Origin of the sequence: Herpetosiphon sp. (assembly GCF_003512625.1) — a bacterium.
In the GTDB taxonomy this organism is placed as follows: Bacteria; Chloroflexota; Chloroflexia; order Chloroflexales; family Herpetosiphonaceae; genus Herpetosiphon; species Herpetosiphon aurantiacus.
Map to the genome: position 1 here is coordinate 111,172 of NZ_DOPT01000001.1, position 7,527 is coordinate 118,698.

The 7,527-nt window shown below is 51.1% G+C and carries 8 protein-coding genes; all 8 read left to right on the forward strand.

The genetic code is table 11. The annotated features are described in order from the left end of the window. Positions 1-48 precede the first annotated feature (48 nt). The 8 genes from pgeF (at position 49) to DEF47_RS00550 (ending at position 7,428) form a co-directional block, all read left to right on the forward strand. Positions 49-855 (forward strand): peptidoglycan editing factor PgeF, encoded by an 807-nt coding sequence (gene pgeF, locus DEF47_RS00515; protein WP_012189100.1) that lies wholly within the window; start codon positions 49-51, stop codon positions 853-855. Beyond that, on the forward strand, positions 845-1,591 hold the full coding sequence (locus tag DEF47_RS00520; RefSeq protein WP_012189101.1) for a YggS family pyridoxal phosphate-dependent enzyme: 747 nt from the start codon (positions 845-847) through the stop codon (positions 1,589-1,591). The genes pgeF and DEF47_RS00520 overlap by 11 nt, the downstream gene beginning before the upstream one ends. Positions 1,592-1,673: 82 nt before the next feature. Beyond that, positions 1,674-2,831, forward strand: a complete 1,158-nt coding sequence (locus DEF47_RS00525; RefSeq protein ID WP_012189102.1) for a 3-dehydroquinate synthase — start codon at positions 1,674-1,676, stop codon at positions 2,829-2,831. Positions 2,832-2,843: 12 nt separating this feature from the next. Continuing rightward, positions 2,844-3,146 (forward strand): hypothetical protein, encoded by a 303-nt coding sequence (locus DEF47_RS00530; protein ID WP_012189103.1) that lies wholly within the window; start codon positions 2,844-2,846, stop codon positions 3,144-3,146. Next, a complete protein-coding gene (locus tag DEF47_RS00535) occupies positions 3,146-3,976 on the forward strand; it encodes a TatD family hydrolase (RefSeq protein ID WP_041305772.1) in 831 nt (276 codons plus the stop codon). The genes DEF47_RS00530 and DEF47_RS00535 overlap by 1 nt, the downstream gene beginning before the upstream one ends. A 12-nt stretch (positions 3,977-3,988) precedes the next feature. Next, complete coding sequence (eboE, locus tag DEF47_RS00540) at positions 3,989-5,212, forward strand: metabolite traffic protein EboE (RefSeq protein WP_012189105.1); 1,224 nt, start codon at positions 3,989-3,991, stop codon at positions 5,210-5,212. Next, entirely contained in the window at positions 5,196-6,050 is an 855-nt protein-coding gene (locus DEF47_RS00545; RefSeq protein ID WP_012189106.1) for a UbiA family prenyltransferase, read from the forward strand. Before eboE ends, DEF47_RS00545 begins: the two co-directional genes overlap by 17 nt. A 1-nt stretch (position 6,051) precedes the next feature. After that, entirely contained in the window at positions 6,052-7,428 is a 1,377-nt protein-coding gene (locus DEF47_RS00550) for an alkaline phosphatase family protein (RefSeq protein WP_012189107.1), read from the forward strand. Positions 7,429-7,527 lie beyond the last annotated feature (99 nt).

Consider the following 7,527-nt stretch of genomic DNA (forward strand, 5'->3'; position numbering starts at 1 on the left):
TGTTGCTATTTAAATACAAGCGCATCCTAGCAAGCCACGGGGGTTGGCATGATTGAGCAAATTCAACGCTTATTGGGTTATCCTGAGTTGATCCATGGTATTTCAACCCGCCAAGGTGGGGTGAGCGTCCCACCGCATGCGACCCTCAACCTTGGTTTTTCGCGGCCCGATGACCCTTCCGCAGTTTTGGCGAATCGGCGGCGCTTTGCCGATCGAGTGGGCTTTCGTTTGGATGATGTCATTTTAGCAGGCCAAGTTCATGGCACAACTGTCGCCGTGGTTGGCGAGTTGCAGCGTGGGCGGGGCGCGATCGATCGTGAAACAACTCTGCCGCCTGCCGATGGCCTTGTGACCAACCAACCAGGCTTGGTGCTCTGGGCTAATTTTGCCGATTGCACTCCGTTGCTTTTTTTTGATCCGGTTGCTCAAGCGGTTGGGGTGGCTCACGCTGGTTGGCAAGGCACGGTTAATAATATTGCTCAGGTAATGATCTCTACGATGCAAGCTCAATTTGGCTCAGAGCCAGCCAACATTTTGGTGGCAATTGGCCCAGCGATCGGCCCATGTTGCTATGAGGTTGATCAGCCTGTAATCGGCGCGGTTGAGCAGGCTTTTGCTGAGCATACATCGCAGGTCTTGTTGCGCCAGCTTGGCAAGCAACGACCGCATTTTGATTTATGGGCCGCTAATGCGCATTGGTTAGAGCAAGCAGGCATTCAACCCGCCAACCTGATTCGGATGAATATGTGTACTGCTTGTCATCATGATCGTTTCTTCTCTCATCGCCATGAACGAGGAGCCACTGGTCGATTCGCCGCTGTGATTGGTCTACGCGAGGTACACCATGCCGTTTGATCATGCCCGATTGTTGGAACAGGTCGCTCAGATTCAGCAGCGAATCAGCCAAGCCGCCCAGCGTAGCCACCGTGATCCAGCCAGCGTGCGCTTGATTGCGGTCACCAAAACCCATCCCATGCTGCGGATCAATGCGGTCTTGGCGGCAGGCATTCACGATCTTGGTGAAAATCGGGTGCAAGAAGCCGAAGAAAAAATTGCTCTGCAAACGCCCGAAGCACTGGCCCAAACCCGTTGGCATTTAATCGGCCACTTGCAACGCAATAAAGCTCGCCGTGCTGCCAAACTTTTTTCATTAATTCACTCGATCGATAGCGTTAAATTGGCCGAAATTCTCAACCGAATTGTTGATGAAGAAGCCAGCGTAATTCCGCAACCCTTGCCAATTTTGCTGCAAGTCAATGTTTCCGGTGAGCGCTCTAAAGATGGGTTTGAGCTAGCTGGTGGCGTGCACAACTCTGCATGGCTCGATTTTGTAGGCGAAGTGCGGGCAATTGCTGAGTTGCCATTGATCGATTTACGTGGTTTGATGACGATTGCGCCCTATTCTGATGATGTTGAGGGTGTGGTGCGCCCATGCTTTCGGGCCTTGCGCGAGGTACGCGACCAGCTTGAACAGCGGCTTGATCGTCCGTTGTCAGAGCTTTCGATGGGCATGAGCGGCGATTTTGAGGTTGCAATCGAAGAAGGCTCAACGATTGTGCGGGTTGGCACGGCACTGTTTGGCGCTCGCTAAATAACGCCGTACTACGAGCTATGCTAAAATTAGGATATTGTAATACGATTGATTGTTTGAGCGGTTGCTCCTAGTTGTCGAGATGGTTATGCGTTCGATCCTGCAAGCGTTTGAAGTACGCTATTCCTATCCGGTGCATTGTACGCACCGATTATTTGGCTTGGATAACCCAATTCTCCATGAATTATTTGCGCCAAGCGCTAGTCTACCGAAGCTTTGGGTTGTGCTTGATCAGGCGGTGGCTGAGCATCACCCCAATCTATTAACTGAAATTGCAGCCTATGCCCAAGCCAGCCAAGCCTTCAGCTTGGTTGAGCCAAGCCTGATTTTGGCTGGTGGCGAAGCAATTAAGCAGACTACTGAGCCATTGCAAGCAGTCTACGATGGAATTAATCGCTATGCGATCGATCGCCATTCGTATCTGATGGCAATTGGCGGCGGGGCGTTGATCGATATGGTTGGCTATGCAGCGGCGACGGCGCATCGCGGGGTGCGCTTAATTCGCGTGCCAACCACAGTTTTGGCCCAAAACGATGCAGCGGTTGGGGTTAAAAATAGCATCAATGCCTTTGGCAAAAAGAATTTCTTGGGCACATTTGCTCCGCCTTATGCTGTGCTCAACGATAGCCATTTTCTCACGACGCTGAGTGAGCGCGATTGGCGCAGTGGCATCGCCGAGGCAATCAAGGTAGCTTTGCTCAAAGATCCCGCCTTTTTTGCCACGATTGAGCGTACTGCTGCGGCCTTGCGTCAGCGTGATTTAGCCGTAATGGAAGATCAGGTTTTTCGCTGTGCCGAGCTGCATTTGGCCCACATCGCTGGTGGCGACCCGTTTGAGCGAGGCTCAGCGCGGCCCTTGGATTTTGGCCATTGGGCGGCGCATAAACTTGAACAGCTCAGCAATTATAGTTTGCGCCATGGCGAGGCGGTGGCAATTGGCATCGCCTTGGATTGCACCTACAGCTATTTAAACGCTGATTTAGCCGAGGCCGATTGGCAACGGGTCTTGACTTGTCTAACCGCAGTTGGCTTCGAACTCTATCATCCTGCCCTGAGCAACCAGCTTGAACTGCCCGAACATCCCCAAAGTTTGCTGAGCGGCTTGGCCGAATTTCGCGAGCACCTTGGTGGCCAATTAACCATCACCTTAATGCGCGGCATCGGCCAACCCTACGATGTTCACACAATTGATCTACCGATGATGCAACAAGCCATTCGATATTTAGCCGAACGGGCTTAAAGCGAGGATTTTATGCAGATTGAAGGCTCTTGCCCACGCACCCAGCGTGAGTTGATTGAACTGGAATTTATTGAGCATCGCACCAAAATTTTAGATATCGCGGCTTTTTTGGATCGCTTTGATCGTTCAGTTGAGCATAATGCCAATGATGATTTTCGAATCAAAGCCTTTCGTGAAGCGCTCAAGGCCTTGAATAGCTACGAATTTGGCCGAGTTGAACGGATTCAAATGTTGTTGAGCGATGTGAGCAGCGAATTACGCGCCGAGCGCGATGGCCAAAGTGCCTATGGTGCTGCCAAGGAGAGCGAGCAATGATCAATTACATCGATTTGCATGCGCACATGGTTTCGCGCACTACCGACGATTATCATGCCATGGCCTTGACTGGCTGTGTTGCGGTGACTGAGCCAGCCTTTTGGGCGGGTTATGATCGGGTTGCGGCCAGCGCTTTTGCCGATTATTTTAAACATTTGACTGAGTTTGAACCCCAACGCGCCGCTAAATATGGCATTAAGCATTACACATGGCTCTGTTTAAACCCCAAAGAAGGCGAAGATCGGGGGTTGGCTCGCGAAGTTTTGGCAATTATTCCGCAATTTTTAGATCGCCCAAGCGTGCTTGGCATTGGCGAAATTGGCCTCAACCGCGTGACCCGCAATGAACTTGCCACCTTTATTGATCATGTGGAATTAGCGCTTGAACACAACCAATTAATCCATATTCACACCCCACACCTTGAAGATAAATATAAAGGCACCAAGGCGATTGTCGAAACGTTGGCTAGCAACAGCCGAATCGATCCCAGCCGCGTGATGGTTGACCATGTTGAGGAACACACAATTCGCATGGTGCTTGAGCATGGGTTTTGGGCGGGCTTGACGCTCTATCCAATGACCAAAGTTTCGCCAGGCCGGGCGATTGATATGCTCGAAATCTATGGCACTGAGCGCTTATGTGTCGCTTCGGCCTGCGATTGGGGGCCAAGTCAGCCGCTGGCCATCCCCAATTGTATGTTTGAAATGCGCCGCCGTGGCCATTCCAACCAATGGATTCACGAGGTGGTCTATAACAATCCTTGCCGCTTCCTGAGCCAAAGCCCCAAATTTAAGTTTGCGCCGCTTGAGCAGCCTGCGCTTGTGCACTAGAAATGGAAGCATATGCAGCTTAATCAAGCGCCCCAACTCGATTTAACCTATTGCACCAATATTCATCCGGCCAACGGCTGGCCAGCGGTTTTAGCTGGTTTGCAACAGCATGTGCTCGATCTCAAACAGCGCCTCGCTCCCAACCAAGCCTTTGGGATTGGCCTGCGGCTTTCGGGCCAAGAAAGCCACCAATTGTTGGAGCCAACTGCGCTTGCTGATTTTCAAGCATGGCTAACTGAACATAATCTTTATGTCTTTACCTTGAATGGCTTTCCCTACCATCCCTTCCACCAACAACCAGTCAAGGATCAGGTGCATGCGCCCGATTGGCGTGAGCCTGAACGAGTGGCCTATACCTTACGGCTGATTGAGATCTTGGCGGCACTGTTGCCCAAGGGCATGGTTGGCTCAATTTCGACCAGCCCTTTGAGCTATAAACCATGGTTTGCCGATTTGTCCGCCGTGCCGTGGGCATTGTTGAATCGCCATGTGTTGCAGGTGGTCGCCGCGTTGGTCCAGCTTGAGCGCCAACGTGGGATTGTGATTCAATTAGCTTTCGAGCCAGAGCCAGATGGTTTGCTCGAAACCAGCAGTGAATTAATCGGCTATGTTGAGCAATTGTTGGATGTTGGCGCTGTTGAATTAGCAGCTCAACTTGATTGCTCGTTGCGCGAAGCCCAAAATGCGATTCGTCGCCATGTCGGAGCCTGTTTGGATACCTGTCATTGCGCCGTAGCCTACGAAGCGCCGCGCCACGTGATCGCTGCTTATCAAACGGCAGGCATCAGCATTGCCAAAGTGCAACTTAGCTCAGCCTTGCAAGTGATGCTTGATGACGATCGCCAGGCCGTAGCAGCAGCTTTAGCACCATTCAGCGAAGCAATTTATTTGCACCAAGTGATTCAGCGCAACCATGATGGTTCGTTGCAGCAATATCGCGATTTGCCTCAAGCCTTGGAAAAGATCGATGATCCTGCTGCTTGCGAATGGCGGATTCATTTTCATGTACCGATTTTTACCGCCAGTTTTGGCCTGCTCAACGCCACCCAACCAGCCTTGCTCGAAAGTTTGCAAGCCTTGCTCGAAAGTTTGCAAGCCTTGAACGAGCAGCCCTACAGCCAGCATTTGGAGATTGAAACCTATACGTGGGATGTGCTGCCAAGCCAATTAAAGCTCGATCTGACTGAATCGATCGCGCGGGAGTATGCGTGGGTGTTGCATGAACTCAAACGCTAAATCTGACTGGTTGGCCTATCTCGAACTGATGCGCATCTCCAATAATCCGACCGTGATCAGCAATACATTGGCTGGCGTGGCTTTGGCGGGAGTCAGCCTTGGTGATTGGCGGGTATGGCTATTGGCCTTGGCCTTCAGTTTGTTTTATAGCGCTGGCATGGTTTTTAACGATTGGTGCGATTATGCGATTGACCAACGCGAACGCCCAGAACGCCCATTGCCGAGCGGTCGGGTGAGCCGCAACGCTGCGTTGGTGCTGACAATCGGCTTATTTGGCATTGGCTTGGCTTGTGTGGCCTTGGTTAGTTGGCAAGGCCTGCTGTGGGCGGGTGGCTTGGTTGGGCTGATCGTAGTTTACGATCTGTGGCACAAAACCAACCCAATCAGCCCAGTTTTGATGGCTAGCACGCGCATTTTGGTTTATCTCAGCACGATTGCCGCCTTGGGTGCAGCCTTTTCGTGGCAGGTTTGGCTGGCGGTTGGCTTGTTGTTTAGCTATGTGATGGGCTTTACCTTTATCGCTAAATCGGAATTACGCCCGCAGTTGAAGGCGCTTTGGCCAGCGATTTGTGTGCTGTTGCCAATTGGCTATGCCCTGATTACCCCCGATTTTAGCCCAATTCTGGTGAGTGTAGCCTTGCTAAGTTGGTCGTTGCACAGTATACGTTTGGTCTATCGTCAGCGCCAAATTGGCCCAGCGATTGGCCGTCTGATTGCTGGCATTAGCCTGTTTGATGCCTTGGTGTGCATTGTGGCAGGCAATTTGTGGGCATGTGCATTTGCCATCGCCGCCTTTGGCCTGACCCGTTTGGCGCAGCGCTCGATTCAAGGAACTTAAGATGCATAAAACCGTTGTGATTAATGTGGTTGGGCTGACTCCAGCCTTGATTGGACAATACACGCCACGTTTACAAGCATGGCAACAAAAAACTGCTCAAGCCTCGATCAAACCGATCGTTCCAGCAGTAACCTGTAGCATGCAGGCAACCTATCTCACGGGAAAAATGCCTAGCGAGCATGGAATTGTTGGCAATGGCTGGTATTTTCGTGACGAATGTGAAATTAAATTTTGGCGACAATCGAACAAATTAGTCCAATCACCAAAAATTTGGGAAGCGGCCAAAGCACTTGATCCTAGTTTTACTTGTGCTAATTTGTTCTGGTGGTACAACATGTATTCATCGGTTGATGTTGCCGTCACGCCCCGCCCGATGTACCCCGCCGATGGCCGTAAATTACCTGATATTTATAGCCAGCCAGCCGAATTGCGCGATGATTTGCAACGTGATTTGGGCCAGTTTCCGTTATTTAATTTTTGGGGACCAAATTCATCAATTGCCTCATCACGCTGGATCGCCAACTCGGCCAAATCTGTTGAACAACGCTATAATCCAACATTGAGTTTAATTTATCTGCCACATTTGGATTATTGTTTTCAGCAATATGGTGCTGATATTGAGCGTTGCGCCAGCCAATTGGCTGAAATCGATCAAGTCGTTGGCGATTTGCTGGATTTTTATGAGCAACGCAATGCGCGGATCGTGATTTTATCGGAATATGGCATTACCAGCGTTAATCGACCAGTCGCAATTAATCGATTGTTGCGGGCAGCAGGCTTGATTGCAGTGCGCGAGGAATTGGGCCGCGAATTACTTGATGCAGGCGTGAGCAAAGCCTTTGCTGTGGCTGATCATCAAATTGCCCATGTTTATATCAACGATTTAAGCTATTTGGAGCGCGTCAAAGCTTTGCTTGAGGCTACGCCTGGGATTGCCAAAGTGCTTGATGCCGAGGGCAAACGCGAGTATGGGCTAGATCATGAGCGTTCGGGCGAGTTAGTGGCGATTGCTGAGGCCGATGCTTGGTTTAGCTATTACTACTGGCTTGATGATCAGCGTGCGCCAGATTTTGCGCGGGCGGTCGATATTCATCGCAAGCCTGGCTATGACCCAGCGGAACTCTTTGTTGACCCGCATTTACGCTTGCCGATGGCCAAAATTGGCCTGACTTTGGCCAAGAAAAAACTTGGATTTCGCTATGTGATGGATGTGATTGGGCTTGATCCAAGTGTGGTGCGTGGCTCGCATGGCATTATCAGCAGTGATCCGGCGCATGCGCCGCTGTTGCTGACCAATCAGCCTAGCCTGTTGCCCGAAGCCGCCTTGCATGCGACCGATGTTTACCAGATTTTGTGGCGACACTTGATCGAAGCATGAGGGATGAGAGGGTAGATTTTTAACAATGATTGGGTTTGATTCACCATCGATGTTCATTCCATTCCCCCTTGCTCACGCTCCCGCCGAGCGAGGCGAGGG

Coding starts and splice junctions, on each gene's coding strand:
- DEF47_RS00550 (WP_012189107.1), top strand. CDS start 6,052: ATGCATAAAACCGTTGTGATTAATGTGGTTGGGCTGACTCCAGCCTTG.
- DEF47_RS00545 (WP_012189106.1), top strand. CDS start 5,196: ATGAACTCAAACGCTAAATCTGACTGGTTGGCCTATCTCGAACTGATG.
- DEF47_RS00530 (WP_012189103.1), top strand. CDS start 2,844: ATGCAGATTGAAGGCTCTTGCCCACGCACCCAGCGTGAGTTGATTGAA.
- DEF47_RS00520 (WP_012189101.1), top strand. CDS start 845: ATGCCGTTTGATCATGCCCGATTGTTGGAACAGGTCGCTCAGATTCAG.
- eboE (WP_012189105.1), top strand. CDS start 3,989: ATGCAGCTTAATCAAGCGCCCCAACTCGATTTAACCTATTGCACCAAT.
- pgeF (WP_012189100.1), top strand. CDS start 49: ATGATTGAGCAAATTCAACGCTTATTGGGTTATCCTGAGTTGATCCAT.
- DEF47_RS00525 (WP_012189102.1), top strand. CDS start 1,674: ATGGTTATGCGTTCGATCCTGCAAGCGTTTGAAGTACGCTATTCCTAT.